This is a genomic window from Bradyrhizobium sp. Gha, assembly GCF_900113735.1.
GTDB lineage: Bacteria > Pseudomonadota > Alphaproteobacteria > Rhizobiales > Xanthobacteraceae > Bradyrhizobium.
This window is the reverse complement of the sequence record NZ_FOQM01000063.1, coordinates 1-25,490: the sequence shown is the minus strand read 5'-3', so window position 1 is coordinate 25,490 and position 25,490 is coordinate 1. Positions and strand designations below refer to the sequence as shown.

At 64.2% G+C, this 25,490-nt stretch carries 22 protein-coding genes and 2 tRNA genes; 16 read left to right on the top strand and 8 right to left on the bottom strand.

What is annotated here, in order from left to right; translation table 11 throughout:
* Positions 1-371: 371 nt before the first annotated feature.
* A complete protein-coding gene (locus tag BM222_RS38175; protein WP_092239781.1) occupies positions 372-896 on the bottom strand; it encodes a Dps family protein in 525 nt (174 codons plus the stop codon).
* Between the two features lie 105 nt (positions 897-1,001).
* Here BM222_RS38175 and BM222_RS38170 point away from each other — a divergent pair, with 105 nt between their 5' ends.
* Positions 1,002-1,703, top strand: a complete 702-nt coding sequence (locus BM222_RS38170) for a class I SAM-dependent methyltransferase (RefSeq protein WP_092239780.1) — start codon at positions 1,002-1,004, stop codon at positions 1,701-1,703.
* Between the two features lie 54 nt (positions 1,704-1,757).
* A tRNA-Ala gene (locus BM222_RS41615) sits at positions 1,758-1,833 on the top strand.
* Between the two features lie 109 nt (positions 1,834-1,942).
* Here BM222_RS41615 and BM222_RS38165 read toward each other — a convergent pair.
* Positions 1,943-2,314, bottom strand: coding sequence for an ArsR/SmtB family transcription factor (locus tag BM222_RS38165; RefSeq protein ID WP_092239779.1), 372 nt, complete (start codon positions 2,312-2,314; stop codon positions 1,943-1,945).
* Between the two features lie 113 nt (positions 2,315-2,427).
* On the opposite strand from BM222_RS38165, the gene BM222_RS38160 reads away from it, so the two are divergent.
* The 4 genes from BM222_RS38160 (at position 2,428) to BM222_RS38145 (ending at position 8,414) form a co-directional block, all read left to right on the top strand.
* Positions 2,428-3,597, top strand: coding sequence for an MFS transporter (locus tag BM222_RS38160; RefSeq protein WP_092239778.1), 1,170 nt, complete (start codon positions 2,428-2,430; stop codon positions 3,595-3,597).
* A gap of 142 nt (positions 3,598-3,739) precedes the next feature.
* A complete protein-coding gene (gene carB / locus BM222_RS38155) occupies positions 3,740-7,204 on the top strand; it encodes a carbamoyl-phosphate synthase large subunit (protein ID WP_092239777.1) in 3,465 nt (1,154 codons plus the stop codon).
* 210 nt (positions 7,205-7,414) lie between these two features.
* Positions 7,415-7,888 carry a transcription elongation factor GreA gene (greA, locus tag BM222_RS38150; RefSeq protein ID WP_018318257.1) on the top strand — a complete coding sequence of 158 codons (474 nt, stop codon included), beginning with the start codon at positions 7,415-7,417 and terminating at the stop codon, positions 7,886-7,888.
* Between the two features lie 130 nt (positions 7,889-8,018).
* Positions 8,019-8,414, top strand: coding sequence for a DoxX family protein (locus BM222_RS38145; RefSeq protein ID WP_092239784.1), 396 nt, complete (start codon positions 8,019-8,021; stop codon positions 8,412-8,414).
* Between the two features lie 10 nt (positions 8,415-8,424).
* On the opposite strand, the gene BM222_RS38140 is transcribed toward BM222_RS38145, so the two are convergent.
* Positions 8,425-8,904 (bottom strand): Lrp/AsnC family transcriptional regulator, encoded by a 480-nt coding sequence (locus BM222_RS38140; protein WP_027551801.1) that lies wholly within the window; start codon positions 8,902-8,904, stop codon positions 8,425-8,427.
* 266 nt (positions 8,905-9,170) lie between these two features.
* On the opposite strand from BM222_RS38140, the gene trxB reads away from it, so the two are divergent.
* The 5 genes from trxB to BM222_RS38120 all read left to right on the top strand — a co-directional run bounded on the left by trxB (position 9,171) and on the right by BM222_RS38120 (position 13,052).
* Complete coding sequence (trxB, locus tag BM222_RS38135) at positions 9,171-10,136, top strand: thioredoxin-disulfide reductase (protein WP_092239775.1); 966 nt, start codon at positions 9,171-9,173, stop codon at positions 10,134-10,136.
* Between the two features lie 5 nt (positions 10,137-10,141).
* Positions 10,142-11,065 (top strand): LysR family transcriptional regulator, encoded by a 924-nt coding sequence (locus BM222_RS38130; protein WP_027534296.1) that lies wholly within the window; start codon positions 10,142-10,144, stop codon positions 11,063-11,065.
* A 461-nt stretch (positions 11,066-11,526) separates the two neighbouring features.
* Positions 11,527-12,435, top strand: coding sequence for a 4-hydroxy-tetrahydrodipicolinate synthase family protein (locus BM222_RS38125; protein WP_092239774.1), 909 nt, complete (start codon positions 11,527-11,529; stop codon positions 12,433-12,435).
* A 50-nt stretch (positions 12,436-12,485) separates the two neighbouring features.
* The gene (locus BM222_RS40695) at positions 12,486-12,755 is read left to right on the top strand and encodes a hypothetical protein (RefSeq protein ID WP_143106188.1); all 270 of its coding nucleotides are present in this window, start codon (positions 12,486-12,488) and stop codon (positions 12,753-12,755) included.
* Positions 12,756-12,851: 96 nt separating this feature from the next.
* Entirely contained in the window at positions 12,852-13,052 is a 201-nt protein-coding gene (locus BM222_RS38120; protein ID WP_092239773.1) for a hypothetical protein, read from the top strand.
* A 65-nt stretch (positions 13,053-13,117) separates the two neighbouring features.
* Here the strand turns inward: BM222_RS38120 and BM222_RS38115 are convergent, their stop codons facing one another.
* Both BM222_RS38115 and BM222_RS38110 read right to left on the bottom strand, forming a co-directional pair.
* On the bottom strand, positions 13,118-13,795 hold the full coding sequence (locus BM222_RS38115) for an AAA family ATPase (protein ID WP_025032179.1): 678 nt from the start codon (positions 13,793-13,795) through the stop codon (positions 13,118-13,120).
* 371 nt (positions 13,796-14,166) lie between these two features.
* Positions 14,167-14,520: a hypothetical protein gene (locus BM222_RS38110; protein ID WP_177243722.1), complete on the bottom strand. Its 354-nt coding sequence runs from the start codon at positions 14,518-14,520 to the stop codon at positions 14,167-14,169.
* 304 nt (positions 14,521-14,824) lie between these two features.
* Here BM222_RS38110 and BM222_RS38105 point away from each other — a divergent pair, with 304 nt between their 5' ends.
* The 4 genes from BM222_RS38105 (at position 14,825) to BM222_RS38085 (ending at position 19,953) form a co-directional block, all read left to right on the top strand.
* Positions 14,825-15,769, top strand: coding sequence for an AEC family transporter (locus tag BM222_RS38105; RefSeq protein WP_092239772.1), 945 nt, complete (start codon positions 14,825-14,827; stop codon positions 15,767-15,769).
* Between the two features lie 118 nt (positions 15,770-15,887).
* Positions 15,888-16,235 (top strand): hypothetical protein, encoded by a 348-nt coding sequence (locus tag BM222_RS38100; protein ID WP_092239771.1) that lies wholly within the window; start codon positions 15,888-15,890, stop codon positions 16,233-16,235.
* Between the two features lie 484 nt (positions 16,236-16,719).
* Positions 16,720-17,391 carry a hypothetical protein gene (locus BM222_RS38090; RefSeq protein WP_244547420.1) on the top strand — a complete coding sequence of 224 codons (672 nt, stop codon included), beginning with the start codon at positions 16,720-16,722 and terminating at the stop codon, positions 17,389-17,391.
* Between the two features lie 447 nt (positions 17,392-17,838).
* The gene (locus BM222_RS38085; RefSeq protein WP_092239782.1) at positions 17,839-19,953 is read left to right on the top strand and encodes a methyl-accepting chemotaxis protein; all 2,115 of its coding nucleotides are present in this window, start codon (positions 17,839-17,841) and stop codon (positions 19,951-19,953) included.
* A 149-nt stretch (positions 19,954-20,102) separates the two neighbouring features.
* Here the strand turns inward: BM222_RS38085 and BM222_RS38080 are convergent.
* Positions 20,103-20,179 (bottom strand) — tRNA-His (locus tag BM222_RS38080).
* Positions 20,180-20,494: 315 nt separating this feature from the next.
* Positions 20,495-20,929, bottom strand: a complete 435-nt coding sequence (locus BM222_RS38075; protein ID WP_092239768.1) for a phasin — start codon at positions 20,927-20,929, stop codon at positions 20,495-20,497.
* 655 nt (positions 20,930-21,584) lie between these two features.
* On the opposite strand from BM222_RS38075, the gene BM222_RS38070 reads away from it, so the two are divergent.
* The gene (locus BM222_RS38070) at positions 21,585-25,070 is read left to right on the top strand and encodes a PAS domain S-box protein (protein ID WP_177243724.1); all 3,486 of its coding nucleotides are present in this window, start codon (positions 21,585-21,587) and stop codon (positions 25,068-25,070) included.
* Positions 25,071-25,186: 116 nt separating this feature from the next.
* Here the strand turns inward: BM222_RS38070 and BM222_RS38065 are convergent.
* Positions 25,187-25,490: transposase (locus tag BM222_RS38065; protein WP_502690884.1), on the bottom strand; the 304-nt coding region annotated here is incomplete at its 5' end.

The window sequence follows — 25,490 nt, the reverse complement described above, 5'->3', positions numbered from 1 at the left end:
CGGCGACGCTATGATGCCTTGCGGCAGCGAGGGCACGGCCATGCCCGCGCCTTGCGCAGCGTGGGCGATCGGCTGCTCTACGCCCTGTGCACGGCGCTCAAGCGACAGACCCCGTACGATCCGATCTACAAGAACGTGAACGTGCAGATCACCTCAAAACGGTGAGCCCCATTCCTTTGTTCGGCCTAGGCGAACCATTCCTTCGTCCCGACCTGCCGGCCGGCAGAGCGCCGCGCGCAAACGCTGTCAAGGATGCCATCGGCACCGGCGTAGCCGGCGCGAAGCGTCCTGGACAGCGTCGAGCACGGCGGTACTCTCGTCCATTAAGGACAAACACCCCTTGACCACGGGTAGGAGGTCCTACAAAGCGCCTACGCCTCGTTGCCGCCCTCTTGCCGCGTCGCTTCGAACAAGAACCACGTCCGGCGTTCGGTCTCGTCAATGAAGACTTCCAGAATGCTGGCGCTGGCGACGTCGCCGGCGTCGTCGCAGACCTCGTGCGCCTTGCGCATGCTAGCTGCGACATGCTTGTTGTCCTGCATCAGCTCGCGCAACATCTCGCGCGGCGGGACGTAATCGTCGTCGTTATCCTTGATGGTCTGGAGCTTGGCGACCTGGCCGATCGACCTCAGCGTGGTGCCGCCGATCTTGCGGACGCGCTCGGCCAGCTGGTCGGTGGTCGCGAAGATCTGGTCCGACTGCTCGTCGAGCAGCAAATGATAATCGCGGAAATGCCGGCCGCTGATGTGCCAGTGGAAATTCTTGGTCTTCAGATACAGCGCGAACGCGTCGGCCAGAAGCACGTTGAGCGCTTCCGAAACCTTCCTGGTTGCCGCCGCGGGGAGATCGGTGGGGGTGTCGAGATCGGGCGAGACCTTGCTGGGGGCTTTGCTCACGGGAAACCTTCCTGTTAGGACGCAGACGTTGACGGCGAGCCGTCGCACCCCTAACGCAAGGCAGGCAGCACGGTTCCGCTTTGGGGAACCGTTGGGCGGGACACTATGGACGATTGGATCGACTACTACGACTCGACGCATACGATCTATGTCAGCAAGCTGCATCGCGACTTGCACTTCCAGATCATCGCGCGGGACATCATCGGTTACATCACCTCGCCCGAGGCGACCGTGCTGGACTATGCCTGCGGCGAGGCGCTGTCAGCGAGCCAGGTGGCATCGGCCTGCGGCCAGCTGATCCTGGCCGAGCCGGCGCCGGGCGTGCGCGGCCGGCTGATCGCGCGCTTTGCCCCGAACACCAAGATCCGCGTCCGCTCGCTCGACGACGTCCGCAAGATGCAGGACCAGTCCATCGACCTCGTCGTGATGAACTCGGTCGCGCAATACATGACGGCGGCCGAGCTCGATGCCGCGCTCCTCAATATCAGGCGGATATTGAAGCCATCGGGCAAGCTCGTGCTCGGCGATATCCTCCAGCCCCAGGTCGGCATGGTCAGGGACGTGGCGGCGCTGCTCTCGTTCGGCCTGCGTCACGGCTTCCTGAAGGATGCATTGATCGGGTTGGTCAGCACTGCGCTGTCAGACTACCGTCATCTGCGCACGCGCATCGGTCTCCAACGCTACAGCGAGGACGAGATCACCGCCAAGCTCAAGGCCGCCGGCTTCGCCAGCCAGCGCGCCAACACCAATATCGGCCACAACCGCTGGCGCATGACCTTCATCGCAAGGCCGCCACTGGTGCGTTAAGCATAACCACCACCTGAGGTGGCTTGTCGCACCCCGATCGGACATGATCGCTGCGGCCCGGTGGCGGAAGCGTCTACGCGAGAGCAGTGCATTGCTCTTCATCCTGGTTCAAATCCAGGCCGGGTCTCCAGCCTTCGCTGGCTTCGCCAGCTTCGGCTAGGCGAGCCCTTTCGTAGCGAAGGCTGCCTCGGCGAAGCCCAAAGGGCGAAGACGGGCACGCTTCAGAAGACTCGCAGTCCTCACCCCGCCTCAACCACATCGCACACCGGCGCCAGCTTTAGCTTCTCCGCATCCTTCGCCGCTGACTTCAGCACCGCATCGAGCAGGCCCGGAAAGCGTGCCTCCAAATCGTCGCGGCGCAGCCGCATGAAGCGGTTCGTGCCTGCCACACGTGTCTGCATCAGCCCGCAATCGCGCAGCTTTGCGAAATGATAGGTCAGGTTCGACTTGCCGGAGAGCCCGTTGAAGTCGCCGCAGCGAAGCTCGCTGCTGACACGTTCCTGCTGGGCGAGCTGATAAACGATCGCCAATCGGATCGGATCGCTCAGACAATCCAGAACCAGCGGCAGCTCGATCTGCTCGCGGGTGGGGTGGGGAAGCGTGCGGCTCATGATCTGCGAATCATAGCGATACGTCCGGAATGTTCAATAGTTCTTGAACCAATTGACTCCTAAATCGTCATCTTCGATAGTTCAATAATCATTGAACATAAGGATTGCTTCTGATGAGCATCATCTGGTTGGCCCTGGCAGCCTTCGCGATCGGCACCGAAGGCTTTGTCATTGCTGGGCTTTTGCCGGCGATCGCCAATGATCTCTCGATCTCGGTCGCCGCCGCCGGCCAACTGGTCACCGCCTACGCCCTCACCTACGCCGTGGGCTCGCCGATCCTGGCGGTGACGCTGAACAACATCGACCGTCGAACGGTGCTGGCGCTCGCGCTGTCGACCTTCATCGCCGGAAACGTCGCGGCAGTGGTGGCGTCCAACTACGCCCTGCTGCTGGCCTCGCGGATGCTGATGGCGTTGGGATCCGGACTGTGCATGCCGACGGCGCTCGCCGTCTCGATTGCGGTTGCCTCGCCCGAACGGCGTGGCCGGGCGGTGGCTCTGGTCACCTCAGGCCTGACAATCGCAACCGTCATCGGAGTCCCTGTCGGCAATCTCGTTGGCAGCCTGTTCGGCTGGCGCGCGACCTTTGCCATGGTTGCCGTGATCAGCGCGGCCGCGCTCGCCGGCCTGCTGCTCGGCCTGCCCCGCGGTCTACCGCGCAACACGGCCTCGCTCAGCGAGCGGCTGGCGGTGGCGCGTCACAGCAATGTTTTGATCGCTCTGCTCATCACGATTTTATGGGCGCTCGGTGGTTTCACCGTATTCACCTATTTTGCGGTGCCGCTGCGCGGTCTCGGCTTCGATGCCTCGCAGATCAGCCTTGCCCTGCTGGTGTTCGGCGGCGCGGCCGCCATCGGGAACATGCTCGGCGGAGTGCTTGCGGACCGGCTCGGAACGCGCGCAACCGCCGCGCTCGGGCTCTCCGGCATGGCCAGCGCGCTGATCCTGCACTCGCTGGTGCTGAAGCTGATGCCCGACCAGGCGCACTATGCGGTGCTGGGCGCGATCTTCCTGTGGGGCATTTCGGGCTGGGCGTTCTATCCAGCCCAGATCGCAAGCCTGATCCGGATCGAACCGCAGGCCTCGATGATCGCCCTCTCGCTCAACGCTTCCGCGATGTATCTCGGCTTCGCCATTGGCGGCGCGCTGGGCGGCGCGGTGCTGGCGACCCTCTCGCCAAACGACCTCGGCTGGATCGGCGGATCAAGCGTTGCGGCGTCGCTTCTGGTGCATCTCGCCCGAGGCTGGCAGGCGCGGCCAAAACCCGTCAAAATTGCCGGTTGATGGGCGTTTTTCGGGGTTTCGCCGCCCCGAAAACTGGTCTAAGACCCACCCGCGCGCGAGGGAGACCACCGCGCTCTCGGCCAAAGGGACGCGCAGCAGCGCGCCCTTTTTTTGTGCCCAAATCCGACTTCGGCGAGAGTTGATGCCCAAACGTACAGACATCACCACCATCCTGATCATCGGCGCCGGTCCCATCGTGATCGGCCAGGCCTGCGAGTTCGACTATTCGGGCACGCAGGCGGTGAAGACGCTGAAGGAAGAGGGCTATCGCATCGTCCTCGTCAACTCCAATCCGGCCACGATCATGACGGACCCGGAATTGGCCGATGCGACCTACATCGAGCCGATCACGCCCGAGATCGTCGCCAAGATCATCGAGAAGGAGCGTCACGTCGTTCCCGGTGGCTTTGCGCTGCTGCCGACCATGGGCGGCCAGACCGCGCTGAATTGCGCGCTGTCGCTGCGCCGGCAGGGGACGCTGGAAAAGTTCGACGTCGAGATGATCGGCGCGACGGCCGATGCCATCGACAAGGCCGAGGACCGCCAGCTGTTCCGCGAGGCCATGACCAAGATCGGGCTCGAGACGCCCAAGTCGCGTCTCGCCAACGCCTCCGAGCTGAAGAAATCCTTCCGCGACAAATACCACGCCGAACGCGAGAAGCTGTCGGGCGCTGCGCTCGAAGAGCTCGACCGGCAATGGACGCTTGGCGAGAGCGACCGCCGCAAGCGCTACCAGGAATACGCGTTCGGCCAGGCCATGATGGCGCTGTCCGAGATCGGCCTGCCGGCCATCATCCGTCCCTCCTTCACCATGGGCGGCACCGGCGGCGGCATCGCCTACAACAAGGAAGAGTTCCTCGACATCATCGAGCGCGGTCTCGATGCATCCCCCACCAACGAGGTCCTGATCGAGGAATCCGTTCTCGGCTGGAAAGAGTTCGAGATGGAGGTGGTGCGCGACAAGAAAGACAATTGCATCATCGTCTGCTCGATCGAGAATTTCGATCCGATGGGCGTGCACACCGGCGACTCCATCACGGTCGCGCCGGCGCTGACGCTGACGGACAAGGAATACCAGATCATGCGCGACGCCTCGCTGGCGGTGCTGCGCGAGATCGGCGTCGAGACCGGCGGCTCCAACGTGCAGTTCGGCGTCAATCCCGAAGACGGCCGCATGGTCGTGATCGAGATGAATCCGCGCGTGTCGCGCTCGTCCGCGCTGGCCTCGAAGGCCACCGGCTTCCCGATCGCCAAGGTCGCGGCCAAGCTCGCGATCGGCTACACGCTCGATGAAATTGCCAACGACATCACCGGCGGCGCGACGCCGGCTTCGTTCGAGCCGACCATCGACTACGTGGTCACCAAGATTCCGCGCTTCGCCTTCGAGAAATTCCCCGGCGCCTCCTCCACGCTGACGACCTCGATGAAGTCGGTCGGCGAGGTCATGGCGATCGGCCGCACCTTCCAGGAAAGCCTGCAGAAGGCGCTGCGGGGGCTCGAGACCGGGCTGACCGGCCTCGACGAGATCGAGATCGAGGGCCTGGGCCGCGACGACGACAAGAACGCGATCCGCGCCGCGCTCGGCACGCCGACGCCGAACCGCATTCTCCAGGTCGCGCAAGCCATGCGGCTCGGCTGGTCGAACGAGGACATCTTCAACTCCTGCAAGATCGATCCCTGGTTCCTCGGCGAGATGCGCGGCATCGTCGACATGGAAGACAAGGTCAGGAAGCACGGCCTGCCCGGCAACGCCTTCGGCATGCGCACGCTCAAGGCCATGGGCTTTTCCGATGCGCGGCTCGCCGTGCTTGCCCAGACGACGGAAGCCGAGGTGACGGCCAAGCGTCGCGCCCTCGCCGTCCGTCCGGTCTACAAGCGCATCGACACCTGCGCGGCCGAATTCGCCTCACCCACCGCCTATATGTACTCGACCTACGAGTCGCCGTTTGCAGGCAGCGCCGCCGACGAGAGCACGCCGTCCGACAAGAAGAAGGTCATCATCCTCGGCGGCGGCCCGAACCGTATCGGCCAGGGCATCGAGTTCGACTATTGCTGCTGTCACGCCTGCTTCGCGCTGCATGACGCCGGCTACGAATCCATCATGGTCAACTGCAATCCGGAAACGGTGTCGACCGACTACGACACCGCCGACCGGCTCTATTTCGAGCCGCTGACCGCCGAGGACGTGCTGGAGATCATCGCCAAGGAACGCACGAACGGCACGCTGCATGGCGTGATCGTGCAGTTCGGCGGCCAGACCCCGCTCAAGCTCGCGCGCGCCCTGGAAGCCGCCGAAGTGCCGATCCTCGGCACTTCGCCCGATGCGATCGACCTTGCGGAAGACCGCGACCGCTTCAAGCGCGTGCTCGACAAACTCCGCCTGAAGCAGCCGAAGAACGGCATTGCCTATTCGGTCGAGCAGGCTCGCCTCGTCTCCGCCGATCTCGGCCTGCCGCTGGTGGTGCGCCCATCCTACGTGCTCGGTGGCCGCGCCATGCAGATCATCCGCGAGGAGAACCAGCTCAACGATTATCTGCTCGGCACCTTGCCGGAGCTGGTGCCGGCCGACGTCAAGGCGCGCTATCCGAACGACAAGACCGGGCAGATCAACACGGTGCTCGGCAAGAACCCGCTGCTGTTCGACCGCTATTTGTCCGACGCCACCGAGATCGACGTCGACTGCCTCTGCGACGGCAAGGATACGTTCATCGTCGGGATCATGGAGCACATCGAGGAAGCCGGCATCCATTCCGGCGATAGCGCCTGCTCGCTGCCGCCGCACTCGCTCGACGCCAAAATGATCGCGGAGCTGGAGCGGCAGACGCGCGAGCTCGCGCTCGGCCTCGACGTCGTCGGCCTGATGAACGTGCAATACGCCATCAAGGACGGCGAGATCTACGTGCTCGAGGTCAATCCGCGCGCCTCGCGCACGGTGCCGTTCGTCGCCAAGGTGATCGGCACGCCGGTCGCCAAGATCGCCGCCCGCATCATGGCGGGCGAGAAGCTCGCCGACTTCAAGCTGAAGAAGGCCGACTTCAAGCATGTCGGCGTGAAGGAATCGGTGTTTCCGTTCGCCCGCTTCCCCGGCGTCGACACGGTGCTCGGTCCGGAGATGCGCTCGACCGGCGAAGTCATGGGCATCGACCGCTCCTTTGCGGTGGCATTCGCCAAGAGCCAGCTCGGCGGCGGCACGCGGGTACCGCGCAAGGGCACGGTATTCGTCTCGGTGCGCGAGAGCGACAAGGTTCGTATCGCCGAAGCCGTGCGCCAGCTGCATTCGCTCGGCTTCAAGGTGCTGGCGACCTCGGGGACGGCGCGCTTCCTGAGCGATCAAGGCATCCCGGCGGAGAAGGTGAACAAGGTGCTGGAGGGACGGCCACACATCGTTGACGCCATCACCAATGGCGACGTCCAGCTCGTCCTGAACACCACCGAAGGCCCGCAGGCGCTCGCCGACAGCCGTTCGCTGCGGCGCGCGGCCCTCTTGCATAAAGTGCCGTATTACACCACTCTTTCCGGGGCCGTGGCGGCCGCGCAGGGCATCCGCGCCTATCTGGGCGGGGACCTTGAGGTTCGGACCCTGCAGAGCTACTTTTCGGAAACCTGATCGCGGGCGGGAAGCTGAAGTTTCCGCTAAGTGACTGGCAATGAAGCCACAATGGCCGGAGGAACTGTCCGGCCATGTGGTTGTTCTGTTCCGGCGCCAGACCCACATAACGCTCCGGCGGCGGCGTGTTCAGCCCCCGGACATACTGACGAATCAAGGTTGCCGCGCCCTCTGTGAAAGGCGGGCGCGCAGCCGAAGGCGAGAGAAGAGATGGAAAAGGTTCCGATGACTGCGAGCGGCTTTGCCGCTCTCGGGGAAGAATTGAAGAAGCGCCAGTCTGAGGACCGCCCGCGCATCATCGAGCATATCGCCGAGGCGCGGTCGCACGGCGACCTGTCGGAGAACGCGGAATACCATGCCGCCAAGGAAGAGCAGTCCCACAATGAGGGCCGCATCGCCGAGCTCGAGGACAAGCTCGCGCGTGCCGACATCATCGACATCTCCAAGCTCTCCGGCGACACCATCAAGTTCGGCGCGACCGTAACGCTGGTCGACGAGGACACCGAGAAGAAGACGGTGTGGCAGATCGTCGGCGAGGTCGAGGCCGACGCCAAGAAGGGCCGCATCTCCATCACCTCGCCGCTGGCCCGCGCGCTGATCGGCAAGAAAAAGGGATCGACCGTCGAGGTCAACGCCCCCGGCGGCGCCAAGGCCTATGAGATCACCAAGGTGGAGTGGCGGTAGTCCACTCGAAAGCTGCCTGAAAAGCCGCGCTCTGCGCGGCTCTTTCTGTTTCGCGATACCTCCAGCGCGATTGTGGACCGCACCGTCCTCCGTCATGCTCGGCGCCGCCGTCCGAGGATGGGAGGACACGATGGACATCGATCGCATCGCCGCACAGGGTCAGCCTTATCTGCTCAGCCTCTTCCGCTTCATCACCGGGCTCCTGTTCTTCCACTACGGCATCGCCAAGCTGTTCAAGGTTCCCCCGGTGGAGATTTTTTCCGATGTCACGCCGCTATCGCTTTGGGGCGTTGCCGGCATGTTGGAATTCGTGCTCGGCGGTCTGCTGATGATCGGCCTCTTCACGCGACTGGCCGCCTTCATCCTGTCCGGTGAGATGGCCTTCGCCTATTTCATCGAACACCTGCCGCACAGCTTCTTTCCCGTGGTCAACGACGGTGCGCTGGCGATCGTGCTGTGCTTTGCGTGCCTCTTCCTCGCCGCCTCCGGTGGCGGCCCGATCAGCGTGGATGCGCTGCGGCGCTGACTCCTCGTCTCTAGCGCCGCCCCTTCACGTCCAGTGGCACGGCCGCTTCATACTTCGAATTGTGCAGCACCAGCGACGTGCGCACGTTGCGCACATGGGGCGCGGCGGTCAGGTGTGTCACGAAATCCTGGAAGGTGGCCATGTCGGGCGCGACGCATTTCAGGATGAAATCGACCTCGCCGGACAGCATCCAGCATTCGCGTACCAAGGGTTCGGCGCGGACGAACTGCTCGAAAGCGCGCAAATCCGCTTCCGCCTGGCTGGAGAGGTGCACTGCCGCGAATACCGTGACGTCGAAACCGAGCTTTCGCGCATCCAGCAGCCCGCGGTAACCGTGGATATAGCCCTCCTCCTCCAGCGCCCGGACCCGGCGCAAGCACGGCGGCGGCGAAATACCGACCCGTTTGGCGAGCTCGACATTGGTGATTCGACCGTCGGCCTGAATCTCGGCGAGAATTTTGAGGTCGATCTCGTCTAGGTTCCGCGACACGTGAGTGGAACTCCTGGCCTTATTGAAGGTATCGGATGGATCTGTCGCAATCCTCATAGCCGAGTCCCAGCCAAATGAGCAATTTTATTGCGCGTGCAGCGCAATCGACTTTTGTTCCTTGTTGGAAAAATCCGCCGTCAGGGAATGCAATTCTTGCATAGCTCACCAGAAGGCTTAGATTGGCTCTGACATTTCAGCGCCTCCGCGAGGCCTCCCGGCACGTTCCGCGCCCGCGCTGCAAATCCCCCTGAAAGGCGTCCATCGAAATGTCCGCTCCTGTTCATGCAAAGGTCGTCATCATTGGCTCCGGCCCCGCCGGCTACACCGCCGCGATCTACGCCGCGCGCGCGATGCTCGAGCCGATCCTGATCCAGGGCATGCAGGCGGGCGGCCAGCTCACCATCACCACCGACGTCGAGAACTATCCGGGCTTCGCCGACGTGATCCAGGGCCCCTGGCTCATGGAACAGATGGAGAAGCAGGCTGTCCATGTCGGCACCAGGATCGTCTCCGACCTCGTGATCAAGCTCGACACCTCGCAGCGGCCGTTCCGCCTCACCTGCGACTCTGGCGACGTCTATCTCGCCGAGACCGTGATCCTGGCCACCGGCGCGCAAGCGCGCTGGCTCGGGCTGCCGTCCGAACTCAAATTCCAGGGCGGCGGCGTGTCGGCCTGCGCCACCTGCGACGGCTTCTTCTACCGCAACAAGGAGGTCGTGGTGGTCGGCGGCGGCAATACCGCGGTCGAAGAAGCCCTGTACCTGACCAACCATGCCTCGCAGGTCACCATCGTGCATCGTCGCGATCACTTCCGCGCCGAGCGCATCCTGCAGGAACGTCTGTTCAAGCACCCGAAGATCAAGGTGGTTTGGAACTCCGCCGTCGACGAGATCTGCGGCACCGAGAATCCGAACAAGGTCACCCATGTCAGGCTGAAGAACGTCAAGACCGGCGCGCTGACGGATTTGAAAACCGACGGCGTTTTCATCGCCATCGGCCACGCGCCGGCGACCGAGCTCGTGAAAGACCAGATCAAGCTGAAACCGTCGGGCTATGTCGAGGTCGCTCCGAACTCGACCGCGACGTCCATCCCCGGCCTGTTCGCCGCCGGCGACGTCGCCGACGAAACCTATCGCCAGGCCGTGACGGCCGCAGGTCTCGGCTGCATGGCAGCGCTCGAGGCCGAACGTTTCTTGGCCCTGCGCGCGAGCGAGCGCGCGGCAGCGGAATAACGATCATGCCCCGAACACGCGACGGATTTACGGATATGGACTGGGACAAGCTGAAGGTGTTTCACGCGGCGGCGGAAGCGGGCAGCTTCACGCATGCGGGAGAGCAGCTCGGCCTGTCGCAGTCAGCGGTCTCACGCCAGGTCTCGGCACTGGAGCAGGAGCTCTCGGTTTCGCTGTTCCACCGCCACGCCCGCGGCCTGATCCTCACCGAACAGGGCGACCTCCTGTTCCGCACCGCCCATGACGTGTTCATGCAGCTCCAGGCGGCGCGCGCGAAACTCACCGACAGCCGCGAGCGGCCGAGCGGCGATCTCAAGATCACCACCACGCCCGGCGTCGGCATCAACTGGCTGATCCCGCGGCTCGGGGAATTCACCGCGCTCTATCCGGAGATCCGGATCTCGCTGATCGTCACCGACGAGGAACTGGACCTGTCGATGCGCGAGGCCGACGTTGCGATCCGCACCCGCAAGCCGACGCAGCCGGATCTCATCCAGCGCAAGCTTTTCGCGATGGGCTTCCACGCCTATTGCTCCCCCGACTACATCAAGCGCTTCGGCACGCCGCGGACGCTGGAGGAGCTCGACTCCCATCGCATCATCACGCTCTCCGACGGCAACTTCGCGCCGCATCTGCAGAACCGTAACTGGCTGGTCGAAGCCGGCCGCAACGGCTCGGGTCCGCGCGAGGCCTATTTCAGGGTCAATAACATCCTCGGGCTGGTGCGCGCCTGTCAGCAGGGCCTCGGCATCGCGGCGCTGCCGGATTATCTGATCGAAGAACAGAGCCGCCTCGTACAACTGTTCGGCGAATCGGACTCGATCCAGCTCGATACGTATTTCGTCTACCCGGAAGAGCTGAAGACCGTCGCGCGCGTGCAGGTGTTCCGCGACTTCGTAGTGAGCAAGGCGCAGCGTTGGCCGTCCTGATTTCCGCATGACTGACATGCGGCCTCGGCTGTTGCTGCATACCGCTCGCCAAGCCCATACTGTTTGCACGCTGAGCCTTCGCGTTGCGCATTTGTCCCCCTCCTCCAGTGGCGCGGGAGTTCAGTAATCCCTCTTGGAAGGTGATTGTGTCGGCCTCACGTGGCCAATACCTAAGCCGGGCCCTTCGGGTCCGGCTTTTTTTCTGCCCAAAAGTCGTTTCGCCCTCCGCGTGTATTGACAGTTTTGGGTCTAGCTCGCATCATTTCCGAATGATCACGAAGTCGTGCGCAATCTTGTCGAAGGCATCAGCCTCGAAAAAAGGTCCCCATCCGGGGACCTCGGATTTTTGCGCGCTAGGCTGACTTCGTCATCGCTGCCAAATTCCGAAAACCCCGCCACCTGGACGGGGTTTTTTCATGTGCCCTCCGTCTCAGGTTCATCTGTGAGAAGGAGATAAGAACATGATCGATTTGCGAACTCGTATGCACGGGCTCTGGCTGCCGCTGGTGACGCCATTTCGCGACGGCCGCCTCGACGAGGTGTCGCTGCGGCGACTGACGCGACACTACGCCGCGCAAAGCATCGACGGCTTCATCCTGGGAGCGACTTCGGGCGAAGGCATGACGCTGCGGGACGCCGAGCTCGAACGCCTCGTCACCATCGTGCGCGACGAGATGGCGGCCGGCCGCCGCTCCCTTCCGATCGGCCTCGGGCTATCAGGCGCGGACACCTCGCGGCTGAAGGAGCGGCTCGATGAGACCGCGGACTGGCCGATCGACTTCTATCTGATCGCGAGTCCCTATTATGTGCGGCCGTCGCAGCGCGGGATATCAGCGCATTTCGAGGCGCTGGCCGATCACGCGGCCTGGCCGCTGGCGCTCTACAACATTCCCTATCGCTGCGCCGTCGGCATCACCAACCAGACAGTGCTGCGGCTGGCCGAACACCCCAACGTCGTCGGCTTGAAGGATTGCGGCGCAAGCCGTGAGCAGTCCATTGCATTGCTGCGCGACCGGCCCAAGGGGTTTCGTGTGCTCACCGGGGAGGACGCCCATTATTTCGAGGCACTCAGCGATGGCGCCGATGGCGGAATCCTGTTGTCCGCGCATGTCGAGACCGACACCTTCGCGGCCGTCCATAGCGAGCTGAAGCGCGGCAATGCCGATGCAGCCGCAGCACGCTGGCTGGAGGTCGCGGAGCTGACGCGGCTGCTGTTCAGCGAGCCGAGCCCCGCGCCGGCGAAGTACTGGCTGTGGCGAGCCGGCCTGATCGACAGCCCCGAGGTGCGCCTGCCGATGGTCGAGGTGAGCAGCGAGCTTGCAGCCACCCTCGATCGCGAGATTGCACGACGGATGATGGTCGCGGCCTGACTTCGTCCCTTCGCCTCTCCCCGTCACGACGGGGAGAGGGCGCGAGAGAGGTGGCCGTGGTTAACCTGATACGAACGGGCTTCGCTACCGCCGCATGGCGCATCCACGCCTCGTTTACCCAATCGGGCATATCGTTCGGCTTCAACGTCTTTCACGAGGGGGGAATGACCATGGGACATCGCGTTCGCCCAACCGCGGCGGAAATGTTCGCGCCTGCCGATTTTTTGCAGGGAATTCTGGTGGTGTCGTCGTTCGGCTTCTGGGCCGTGATGCTCGGCCTGATGCCGGTGCTGCTGTTTCGGATCTGCCTCGCCGGCTGAGGAAGCCGGCTTGCATGGTTAACCCGGGCAGCGCGATTGCGCTCAAATGCGAGCGGAACTGCAAGCCGGAATCTTAAAACCTTTCGCGTATCGTTCATGCCCATAAGCGAAGAAATCGCGGGGGCGATCTTGAACAATCAGAACGATATGGCGTCGCACTACAACGCCACGCAGAGCTTTGACAACGCCGAGCAGCAGGGCTTTTCCACCGCAGACATCATCTGGGCCGCCGGCATCTGGTCGGTGATCCTGACGTTGTCGCCGGTCATCGTGTTCTACATGCTGATGGTCGCCTGACCGTCAGTTCCCTACAAACGCAAAACGCGCGGGACATTCCGCGTCCGGGAAAAAGAATGATGAAATTATGCCGCCTGCTTGTGCATTGCGCCTGAAGCCGACGCCGTGCCGCGAATAGCTTTCACTGAACGCTCGATCGCCGCCCACAACCTTGCAATTTCCTGGGCCGCACGGCTCTCGGCTTGATACTCACGCGCGCCTTCGCCGTGGCTGAGTGCCATCAACAAATCCGAACGATTGGTGATCTGACCGCCCCACACCGGAGCGCGGAACTTGGCCAGCGCCTCGCGGGCGATGGTGACGATCGGGCTTTCGGCCTCGTCGCGCTTGGCCGGTGCACCGTTGAGGACGACCGCATAGGGCTTGCGCGCCGCGCGGCACATCTGAATGGTTTCCTGCACCGCGTTGACGTCGAACACGCCGGGACGCGCGGGGATGACCACCATGGTGGCATTCTTGATCGCGTCGTCGACGACGGCCGACAGGTTCGGCGGCGTGTCGATCAGCACCCACTCGTAACCGTCGCGCTTGGCAGCGGAGACGATGCCGCTGACCGAGTTCACCGCCGCCTTGATCGGCGGCTCGTTGGTGCCACGCAGCTTGTGCCACAGCGTGAGCGAGCCTTGCGGATCCGCATCAACGAGCATCACCTGCTTGCTCGCCTTGATCTGCGCAGCAAGATGTGCAGCCAGGGTACTCTTGCCCGAGCCGCCTTTACGCGATGCAAAAACAATGACGTTCATACCTCTGGCCTCCAGATTGACCCCAGGCCGCGAAAATGAATCACGGCGCTGATTCGGGAAAGAAAAATTTATCAGCAGTTGTCTCGGCGCCACGAAATAACAAGACGTGGCGCATTTGAGTCACACTGCTTGCGCGACGACAGATAAAAAACTGTCGCCGTTCGCGCGGAAAAAACCGATCACAACCTGGCCGCGCAAATCCTTACAACGCTTTTTCATCAGTCGGCGGCGATTGCTGCAAGCGCGTGCGCAAGTGCCGCGAACAAAACGAGTCCGGTGACTGTCGCGGCTGGGTGCCTCGCGCAATTTGACGCGGGAGTCATGATGAGGTTTCAGCGAGGGAACGCGGGCCGCGAGCGGCCCAGTCGTCTCTAGCCGTCCTCCATCTTTTTCTTCCTGGTCGCCTTCGCCTTGCTGGTCTTCTTTGCCGCCTTTGACGTCGGCTTGGGCGCGATGTTGGTCGGCGTGCCCGCATCCCCCGGCTCCGGCCCGCGGCGGAAGAATGCCGCGCATTGCGGCGACAGCTGCGACTTCTTCCGGATCATGCAGGCGGTGATGGCATCGACGTCAGGCACGAACTCGCCGCACAGTTGCATCGCATCCGGCGTGCAGGCCTGCTGCTGCTCGGGCGTGTAGGCATGGCCCGTGCCCGGCTGGACCAGAACGGCCATGACGAGCGAGAGGCTCGCGGCAGCCATGGATGTCGTGATGCGAGATGCCGGCATCTGGTCCCCCAAAGTGTCGAGTCGGGCGGGATTGTGGGTGAACGGGCGTTGGTTGGCAACGAGGGCGGAGGCGAAAGGTCGGCGGCTGTGCGGTCTCGGCAACAGCAGGGCCGGTATGCCGCAAGCGTGGCAAAAACGGCAAAACAACCCCATGCACCGTAGCCGGGGGGCTGGCCTCGCGAACCGCCACTTGCGGTTTTTACGAAATTTCCTTTTGACACGTCGGGCAAAACACCGGCATGATGGCATCATCCAGAAAGCGCGTGGGGTGGTGGGCCTGATCTCCCCGTGAGGGGAGGATGGCATGGCCACCGTGTTGATCGTCGCGCCGGTGTTTGCGCTGATCGCGGCCGGCTATGCGTCGGTGCTGTTTCGCTTCGTCTCCGAGGGCGCGCACAAGGGCATCTCCGAATTCGCCTTCAGCATCGCGATCCCCACGCTGCTGTTTCGCACCATCGTCGTGTCTGATTTCCCCGACGTCAGCCCCTACCGGATGTGGGGCGCCTATTACGGCGCGCTCGCACTGACCTGGATCGTGGCGCTTCTGATCTCGGCGCTGTTGCGCAAAGGGCGCGAGGACCGCGAGGATGGCGTCGTGTTCGCGATCGGCTCGGTCTACGGCAACATCGTCATGCTCGGCATTCCCTTGGTGCTCTCGGCGCTCGGCAACGAGGCCGCGGGGCCGATGTCGCTGATCCTGTCGGTGAACACGCCGCTGCTGTGGCTCTGCGGCATCCTGCAGATGGAGCTCGTCAGCCGCAAGAAGGGCAGCTCGCTTCTCGCGGTGCTCCGTCCCGTGCTCGCCGATCTCGCGCGCAATCCGCTGATGCTCGGCATCGGTTTTGGCGTGGTCTGGCGTTTCACCGGGCTCGGCCTCAACCAGGTCGTCGACAGGACGATCGAGTTGCTCGCGCAAGCGGGATCGCCGGCTGCGCTGATCGCGCTCGGCATCAATTTGTTTCGCTTCGAGGTGAAGGGCGAGACGCTCAGCGTCGTCGTGATGTGCGCGCTCAAGCTGTTGGCGATGCCTGCCGCAGCCTTTGCTCTCGCCAAGCTGTTGAACCTGCCGCCGGTGGCCACCGGCGTCATCGTGCTGTTCGCGGCGATGCCGACCGGCGCGAACGCCTACATCTTTGCTGCGCAATATCAGCGGCTGGTGAACCCGGTGTCCGGCGCGGTGGCGCTGGGGACGCTGCTGGCCGCGGTGACACTGCCGGTGATGGTCATGGTGGTGGCAGGGGTGAGGTAGGCCGGAAGAAAGCGCGCAGCGGGTCCCCTCTTCCTTAGGTTGTCTACGCTGCAGAACACGCGTCCGCCTTGCGATCGCCATCTTGATCTGGCTCAACTCACCCCGGATACAAGTCGATATGGTGGCCTCGGTGATCACCCCGGGCAGATATTCCGTTTGGTTCAAGACGCCGGTCGGCGAAGGCGCCGGCGTCGTCGAGTTCGCCCCTGACGGGACACTCGGCGGCGGCGATTCCACGTTTGCCTATGCGGGACACTGGTCGCAGCAGGGCGAGCACTTCAAAGCCAGCCTTTCCGCCCGGCGCGTCGAGCCGGGGCCGCCCGGTGTCTTCGGATTGGATGAGCTCGACATCGTCGTATCAGGCCGCTCGCCCGAGGACTCATCGACATCCTGCACGGGCTTCGCAAAACAAGCGCCGGGGTTGAAGCTCGACGTGGAGCTGGTGCGGATCGTTGGGGATCCGTGACGGTGGCGCGCGCGCTCACTGGTTGACGGCATGCCCTCAGCAGCGATCGAGAGTTTGGTGCACTCTCCCTGTAATTCCCCTGACCGATCCGAAGCATGCGGCGCCTCTTGGCTTGATCGCGAACCCGGCGTAGCATTCATGTGCGTTCATCGGAGGATGAAAAAATGCACCGCTACCTGCTGGTCTGCGTTGCCGTCATTTGCTTTGCGGCGGCCCTTCTCATCCGCTCCCCCCAAGCAAATGCGGTCTATTGGCGCGGCATCACGGCGCCCACCGATATCGACATTCACGGATGGCCTATCATCAAAGAGCCGCCTCCAAGCCGATGTCAGTGGATACGGGTCAGCGGTGGCTACTGGGTCCGGCAGTGCCTCTACTAGGGTGAGATGAACCGCACCAGCCAGCCGGCTTTGATGGCGCTGCGCATCATTGCGGCGGCTTGTCGTTTGGGTGAGCGCGAGGCTCTGGATCGGTCGCGGCCGTGATGCGCGTGCAAAACCTCAGCTTTGATGCCTGGCTGGAGCACTCGTTTGGACGCGAGGTCCGCTTTCAGCAAGCAGCGTGGTATTTCGATCCCGAACATGATTGGTGGGACCCGCATCCCGCGGAGGCCGTATCCCATCTCACGCGACTGTTTGAAGATCCCGAGCCAGCATTATCGGGATTTGCCGACAGCCAAATTGCGCAGGGGTTGACCTACCTCGTCAATACGAGCGCAAGCGGCGACAACGGATGGCTTTGCTCGACTGATGTGCCGGTCAAGGACCGGCTCCGCTGCGTGGAGTCCGTCGCAACGCTGTTCGCTGAATTGTTCGAGCCGCGCTGCACGCCCAGTCTGTCTCACCTGAGCGAAGCCGATGCCGGAACGCTGAACTGTGTTTGCTACATGTGGTGGGATGCGTTTCCGAGCTTGGCGCTTGCCGGCGACCCCGACCTGCCGACTCTCCACGAGAGCGCGCTGCGCACGATGGAGCGCATCCTTTGCCTCACCTCGATTGCGTGCCAGGAGAGCGCTCTGCACGGGCTGGGACACTGGCAACGAGACTACGATCAGAAGGTCGGCCAAATCATCGATCGCTTTTGCGAGGCGCATCCTCGAGCCGATCCCCGGCTTTTGGCCTATGCGCAATCGGCCCGTTGCGGATGCGTGTTGTGATCGTCGAGGAAGAGCGGCCTGCCATTCGCTGACGCCAACGGCGAGGATCTGCCGATAAGGCAGCTGAAGGGGGAGCTCAATTTAGGAACGCCGTTGGTTCGGCGGACGAGAAGGAGCGTGAGCTAGAACTGCGCTGGCAGCACGCCGTACGGATGGCGCGCACTGTTCTGCCGGAGTTTTGTGCAGTCCGGCACGGTCACCGTAATGTCCGTAGTTTCACTGGGATGGTTGGCCGCTGATGATCGTCGGACGCCAGTCATTGTTGCGTTCGGTCGATGATCTGCATCGGTAAATGCCCTGGCCCGAAGCGGAAATGCGCCGACAAGGTGAGCGCGCCGCGCGAACGATGTCCGCGCCGCAGGTTACTACAAACAATTTAAGCGTTTGGTTGCAATTGCGAACTATCGTGACCTCAGCTAAATCGCGCGGTTTTTGCCTGGTGCCATGATGTCAGATCTTTCCTTTCCGCCGGCACGCTCATCCGTCACTCGACAGAAGGGCATCAGCCTGCGATGGCGGTTGCTGGTCGGCAATCTGATCACGAGTCTTCTCGCGGTGGCTTTCGCGGCAGCAATCGCCTGGAACGGATGGGGCGATCTCCGCAAGAGCGAAGCCGCGGCGCGTGCGCTGTCCGCATTCGAGCTGGTGATGAAGGCCAACAGCCGGATCCCGGCCGAACGCTCCGCCTGGTTCGTGGTCATGGGTCTGGCCGACGCTGCCACGCCCGAGAACCTGTCCGTTCTGGACAAGGCACTCGCCACCACGGATGCCGCGATCGGTGCCGCAAAGCAGGCCATTCGCGCGGCTGAGCTGCCGGCGGGATCGATCGAAGCCGCCGAAACAGCCTTGCAGAATACTCGCAATGTCGCGCGTCAGGCGGCGATGCAGCCCAAGGCGCAGCGCCCCGCCAACAGCCAGCCGGCGATCGTCGACGGTCTGGCCCGCGCGGTCGATGCGCTCACGGCGGCGACAAGCGAAGCCTTGATCAGCCTGTCGCGCGCCGGAAGCGACATCGAAAATCTGCTGCCGTCGGCGGAACTCGCACAAAGAGCGCAAGCCATGCGCGCGATCAACGGCTCCCGTGCGGCGGTGCTCGGCCTCCTGGTCCGGAAGCAGCCCCTGTCTGCGGCACAGATCGTCGAAGCGACCGAGCTGAGCGGCCAGGTCGCGCTGATCTGGAAGCAGATCGAGCAAGGTGTGCACAATGCCGGAGATGCGCCTGAGCTCGTGAACGCCATCAAGCAGGTGCGTACGACACTGATGGATGAAGGCGAGCCGCGGTTTCGCGACGTCGCCGCGGCCGCACGCGAGGGCCGTCCCTCCCCAGTCGGCGAGGCCGACTGGGGGACCGTCCTGAACAGTGTGCTCGGTCTGCGCGACGCCGCCCTAAGCTTCGCCCACAAGGCCAATGACGCCGCGATCGCGCAGGCGCAGACGCGGCTCGTCTGGGCGCTCGCGGCTCTCTTCGTCGTGCTCGCCACCTCGCTCGCAGTCGTCGTCGCGGTGATGCGCCAGGTCATCCGCCCGCTGACGCGACTGACGGGCGCGACGCTGCGGCTTGCCGACCGCGACCTCGATGTCACAATTCCGGACGGACAGCGCGGGGACGAGATCGGTACCATGGCAAACGCGCTACAGATCTTCAAGGATGCGCTGATCGCGAAGAAACTCGCGGACGAGGCAGCCGCGCGTGACGCCGAAGCGCAGATCGCGCGCAGCCGCCGTCTCGACACCATCACGCGCAATTTCGAGGCCATGGTCAGCGAGATCGTGGACACGGTTTCGTCCGCAGCGACCGAACTCGAAGCTTCCGCCGGCACACTGAACAGCACGGCCGATCGGTCGAAGGTGCTGACGATGGCCGTCGCAGACGCCTCAAATGAAGCCTCCGCCAACGTGCAGTCGGTAGCCTCCGCCACCGAGGAGCTGACCTCCTCGGTCAACGAGATCAGCCGCCAGGTTCAGGAATCCGCGCGCATGGCCGGAGACGCAGTTGAGCAGGCTTGCCGCACCAATGAACGCGTCGGCGAATTGTCGCAGGCCGCGGGTCGGATCGGTGACGTCGTCGAACTGATCGACTCGATCGCCAGCCAAACCAATCTGCTGGCGCTGAACGCCACCATCGAGGCGGCGCGCGCCGGCGATTCCGGCCGCGGCTTTGCCGTGGTCGCCTCCGAGGTGAAAGCGCTGGCGCAGCAGACGGCGAAGGCAACCGAGGAAATCCGTCAACAGATTGCCAGCGTCCAGTCCGCGACACAGGAATCGGTCGGCGCTATCAGGGAGATCAGCGGTACGATCGAGAAGCTTTCGGAAATCTCGTCGACCATCGCAGCCGCCGTCGAAGAGCAAGGCGCGGCCACGCAGGAAATCGCCCGCAACGTGCAGCAGGCGGCGAACGGCACCCAGCAGGTCTCCGCAAACGTCACCGACGTCCGGCACGGCGCGAGCGAGACCGGCTCCGCCTCCTCGCAGGTGCTGGCCACCGCCCAGTCGCTCGCCGCAGACTCCGGCCGTCTCAAGCTCGAGGTCGGGAAGTTTCTGGAAGACATGCGCGCGGCGTAACCTCATCCGGGCCGTTGCGACGTCGACGGTCGGCCGGCGAGCGCCAGAGCTGTGATCAGCGTTCAGCGAAGGATCGTCTGCGCAGATCTGCGCGGGCGCGCCCGATGGCGAGGTATCAATATCTGACGATAATTTCGATCTGACGCGATTGGTACAGTTGGGTGGGCTCGAACCACCGACCTCCTGTTCCACAGACAGGCGCTCTAACCAACTGAGCTACAACTGCATCCTTGCGAGCCGCGCCTTGGGGCACCCTGAGAGGGCCGCGCCGAGGGGGCTGGACGGGGCGGAAACTAGGTGCAACGGGGGTTTTTGGCAAGGCCGCAAACGGAGGAAAAACCGGGCTAAATCACCTTCGGCGCGATGAAATCGGGCTTCGGGGCGCCCCTGAGGCTGTTGCGCTCACCTTGACCGCATGCGGCGAGATTCCCCTAGAGGAGAGAGCCCTCTCCCACCCCTCTCCCGCGAGCGGGAGAGGTGAAGAAAAAACCCGGGCCGCTGGGCGCCCGGGTTTCCTGACTTGCTCGATCCGCCTTTTCGATCAGGCGGCGGGATGGGAGAACTTCGAGACGCTGGCCTTGATCGGCTCGGCGGCCTCGGCGGCGACGCGCTGGGTCAGCTCGACGAGCTCCTTGGCCTGGGCCTGGAAGGTCTCGAACTGCTGGCGTGCATGGCCGGTCCAGAGCTGGAAGGCGTCGGTCGGCGACTTGGTGCCGAGCAACTCCTGGGTGAAGTCGAGATGGGCCGTGGTGTTGGCCTTCGCGAATTCCATCAGCTTGGCGGTGTACTCGCTCGCGCCCTTGCTGGCGGTGGCGAACACGGCCTCGACGGTGCCGTTGTGGGTTTCAGCGGCGTCCTTGAACTTGGCGTAGTTCTCCCGGGCCTGCGAAACGCCCTTTTCGGCGAACGCACGCATCTGCTCGGGCACCTCGAACGGAATGATCGAGGCAGAAAACGGATCAGTCGCACCTGTCATGGTTGGTCCCTCTCGACAATGAAAAAATAGAGTGAGCCTTCTGGCGCGCCCGCCGGCCAACCGGGGCCATTTCTTGTTACGAATGGCGGGAACGAAGACTGGAAACGCAAAACAAACGAGATGTCTCGTCCAGCGCCAGTATTATCGCTGCCTAACATGTCAACATTGTGCAGCGCAATGCGACATCGAGGTGCGTTGCCAGAATTTAATCCTTGAGGGCGAGGTTCCGAGGCTGGGGAACCGGGGGTTGCGAGGGGACGAAGCGAGCCAGGAGGACGGTGCGCTCCCTCCCCCACTTGCGGGGGAGGGCTGGGGAGAGGGTTGTCTCAGCCCGCGAGGCCCCCAGAGGAGAGAGCCCCCACCCGCGCCTTCGGCGCGACCTCCCCGCAAGCGGGAGAGGTTTAGACCGAGCCCGCGGCTCCAATCGGCTCAAAACCAAAGCCGGTATGACGCCCGCCCCTTCGCGAATCCTGCGGATGCCGCCGCGCTGCGCCTTGCGGGTCCGGCCAGATTAAGGTTATCGCGGCATTAGGGCTCTCAGGCTAGGCTCGGCCGTGGACCTGCCCGCGCCCGGGCGCGATACTAACCCTTTCTTAAGGCTGCCATTCCCGGCAAGCCCGACATGACGCGTGACAGCGAGAACCAAGCCGGTCGGATGACGAATTCGGATTTCCAGTTGCGAGGCGTCGGCGATCCCCGGTTGTCCGTGCATGCGACCTCAGCGCTGCCGGCGTGGCTCTGGTCATCAGACGGTTCGCGCCTGCTATGGGCCAATGCGGTCGGCGCCAAATTCTTCGGTGCGGCGAACGCGACTACGCTCGCGGAAAAGAGATTCGGACCGGCCGACAGCCATCGCCGCCAGGTCATCAGGCTCGCCCGCCAGCTGCCGGCGAGCGGCGCGATCAGGCTCGAGCGGCTGCGCGGCTTTGGTGCCGGGCTCGGTTCGCTGATGACCTGCGGCTGCGCGCGGCTCTCCTTCGCCGACGGCGGCGAAGGCGTGCTCATCACCGCGATGGTGACAGGCGCGCGCAGCATGCCGCTGGTCGAGCGGCTGCTTCGTCTCGTCGACGGCGCGGCCGTGCCGATGGCGGCGTTCGCGCCGGACGGATTGTTCATTGGCGCCAGCGACGCCGCGCGCGCCCTGCTCGGCTTCCGCGATCTCGGCGAGGCCGGGCTCGAACAGGCGCGCCGCGATGCGCTGGCGCAAGGCCGCGCCGAGATGCCCGTCGGCATCGGCAAGATGGTGCTGCAACGGGTCGGCGCCGGGGCCGATGTCGGTCTCGTCGCGCTGATCGAGCCGACGACGGCGCAAGCGGCAGCTTCGGCCCAGACCGTGCCGGAGGTGGGGCCTGAACCCGCGCCGCATTCTCCGGAGATGCCAGCCAAGCAGCCCGACGCTGGAATCGCGTTGTTCGACCCGTTTGCGGAGCCGGACGAAACGCCTGATGCGACCGAGACGATCGCGCGTGAGTCGCCCGCAAGCGCGATGGCGACGGAGATCGTCGCGATCCAGGATGCCGTGAAGGAAGCGACCGCAGAGCCTGTCCTGGAAACGATCGCGGATGCAGCGGACGCCGCGGTTGAAAACCCGCGCGCAGCCATCGTGCCGCCGCAAGCCGCCTCGATCACGAGCCACATGGAGCCGCAATCTGGACACGCGGAGACGCGGTCTGGACACGCGCAGCCGCGGTCTGGACACGCGGAGACGCGGTCTGGACACGCGCAGGCGCCGCGCCAGCATCCGCTGCGCTTCCTCTGGCAAATGGATGCGGAGGGACGCTTTGTGCTCGCGGCCAGCGAGTTCACTCGCCTGATCGGCGCACACACCGCGAACCGCTTCGGCCGGCCCTGGCGCGAGATCGCCGACGAGTTTGCGCTCGATCCCGACGGCCGCGTCGCGCAGGCGCTGGCGAGCCACGACACCTGGGCCGGCATCACCGTGAACTGGCCCGCCGATGGCGGCGAGCATCTGCCGGTCGAGCTTGCGGGCCTGCCGGTCTACGACCAGGCGCGCAACTTTGCGGGCTTCAAGGGCTTTGGCGTTTGCCGCGATCTCGACGGCCTCAACCGGCTCGATGCCCTCAGGCGCTACGAGCTGTTGGCCGGGCCGGTCGCGCAGCACGGCATTTCGGCCGATGTGGTGGAGCCCGATCCGCAACCGGAGGCGCCGCCGCTCGAGGCATCGCCGACGGGCGAGCCCGAACCGCCGACAGCAAGTGAACCCGAACCTTCCGCACTCTTCATCGAAGCGAATTCACACCCAACCGATCCGGAAACGCCAGTGGAAACGCCTCCGAATGTCGTGCCGTTCCGCGCACCGGGTGACCTCAGGCCACAGGGTGACCTCAGGTCACAGGGTGACCAGAGATCACAGGGTGACCCGAGATCGCCGATGCTGACGCCGGTCGAGAACAGCGCGTTCAACGAGCTTGCGCGGCAATTGTCCGAGCGGCTCGAACGCGAGCGCGAACAGATCGCATCGGCAGCAGTCGAGCCGCCGGCGGACGAAACCGCACCCGAACCGCCGGCGCCGATCGCGCCCGAAGCACCGCCGGCCGCAGCCGCTGCCGAATGGCTGACCGAGCCCGCGCCGCCCGCGCAAGGCCACAGCACGCGCGACCGTGCATTGCTCGATCTGGTGCCGACGGGCATGCTGATCTACCGGCTCGATCGCCTGCTCTACGCCAACCCCGCCTTCCTCGCGCGCATGGGCTATCCGAGCCTGGCCGCGCTGGAAGATGCCGGCGGGCTCGATGCGCTCTATGTCGAGCCGGGCGTCTCGTCCGCGAGCAGCAGGTCGCAATCGGGCACGCCGGTGACGATCAGCGCCGCCATTGCCAATGGCGAGCAGCCGCTCGCGACCACGGAAGCGCATCTGCACACGATCGACTGGGACGGCGCCAGCGCGCATGCGCTGATCTGCGCGCTGCCGCAAGCCGCGCCCGTCATGGTCGCGCCGACTGTCGTCACCGAGGCCATCGTCGCGGAAACCTTCCCCTACACGCCCGATCTCGCGCCCGAGGCCGGCGACGCCGACGCCGAAGATCTCGCCGCAATCCTCGACACCACGGCCGAGGGCATCGTGATGTTCGATGCCGAGGGCAACATCCACGCCTGCAACCGCAGCGCCGAGGCGCTGTTCGGCTATGACGGCGAGGCGCTGATGCAGCAAAATCTGGTGACGCTGTTCGCGCCCGAGAGCCAGCAGGTCGTCGTCGATTATCTCGAAAGCCTCAAGAGCCAGGACATCGCGAGCCTGCTCGACCATGGCCGCGAGGTGCTGGGTCGCGAGAAGAACGGCGGCGTGCTGCCGCTCGCGATGATCATGGGCCGCACCCGGCCGGACGGCCCGAACTTCTTCGCCGTGTTCCGCGATCTCTCGCAGACCAAGAAGGGCGAGAGCGAGCTGACCCAGGCGCGACGCCTGGTCGACGGCGCCGCCAACGCCAAAGCCGACATGCTGGCGCGGATCAGCCACGAGATCCGCACGCCGCTCAACGCCATCATCGGCTTCGCCGAGGTGATGATATCAGAGCGCTTCGGCGCGCTCGGCAACGAACGCTATGGCGAGTACATGAAGGACATCCGCGCCTCCGGCGAGCGCGTGATCACCATCATCGACGATTTGCTGGAACTGACGCGGATCGAGACCGGCAAGCTCGATCTGGCCTTCGCCAACCTCAACCTCAACGATCTCGTCGAGGCCTGTGTCGCCGTGATGCAGCCGCAAGCCAATCGCGAGCGCATCATCATCCGCACCTCGCTCGCGCATGCGCTGCCGCAGGTGACGGCGGACGCGCGCGCGCTGCGCCAGGTCACGATGAACCTGATCTCGAACTCGATCCGGCTTGCGAGCGCCGGCGGCCAGGTCATCGTCTCGACCGCGCTGTCCGACCGCGGCGAGGTGTGCTTGCGCATCCGCGACACCGGCCACGGCCTCAGCGAGAGCGAAGTCGCCGCCGCCATGGCGCCGTTCCGCACGCCACCGCCCGGCGATGCCGCCGACAAGTCCGCGCTCAGCCTGTCCTTGACCAAGGCGCTGGTCGAGGCCAACCACGCCCAGTTCAACATCAAGAGCGCCGCCGGCAGCTCGGGTACGCTGATCGAAGTGACCTTCGCGCCTGTCGTGGCGCAGGCGTGAGGGCGTAAGCTTGTCTCCGCCTTCATGGGCGGGCTTGTCCCGGGCATCCAGCTTCTTGGTCCCGCAAAAAAGGTCGTGGATGGCCGGGACGAGCCCACGGCTGTCCGGTTGAGCGCTTAGCATAGACTGAGGCTCATCTGTCTGTGATCTTGAAGGACTGGCTCGGGCGCGTCCAGATTTTGGATCGATCTGCGGTGCATGAGATTGGTGCGGACGAGCCTGGCGAAGACGAGCGGGCTCTGAACGGCTTTTTGGGCGGCCTGGGCCAGGCGCAGCAGCAGAAAGGCGATCAGGGCGACGGAGATCTGGATTCGCACGGCATTCTCGGAGGTGCCCACGAAGCGGGTGATCTTGAGGGTCTGCTTGACCCAGCGAAAGAACAACTCGATGGCCCATCGCCGGCGATAGAGCCCGGCAATG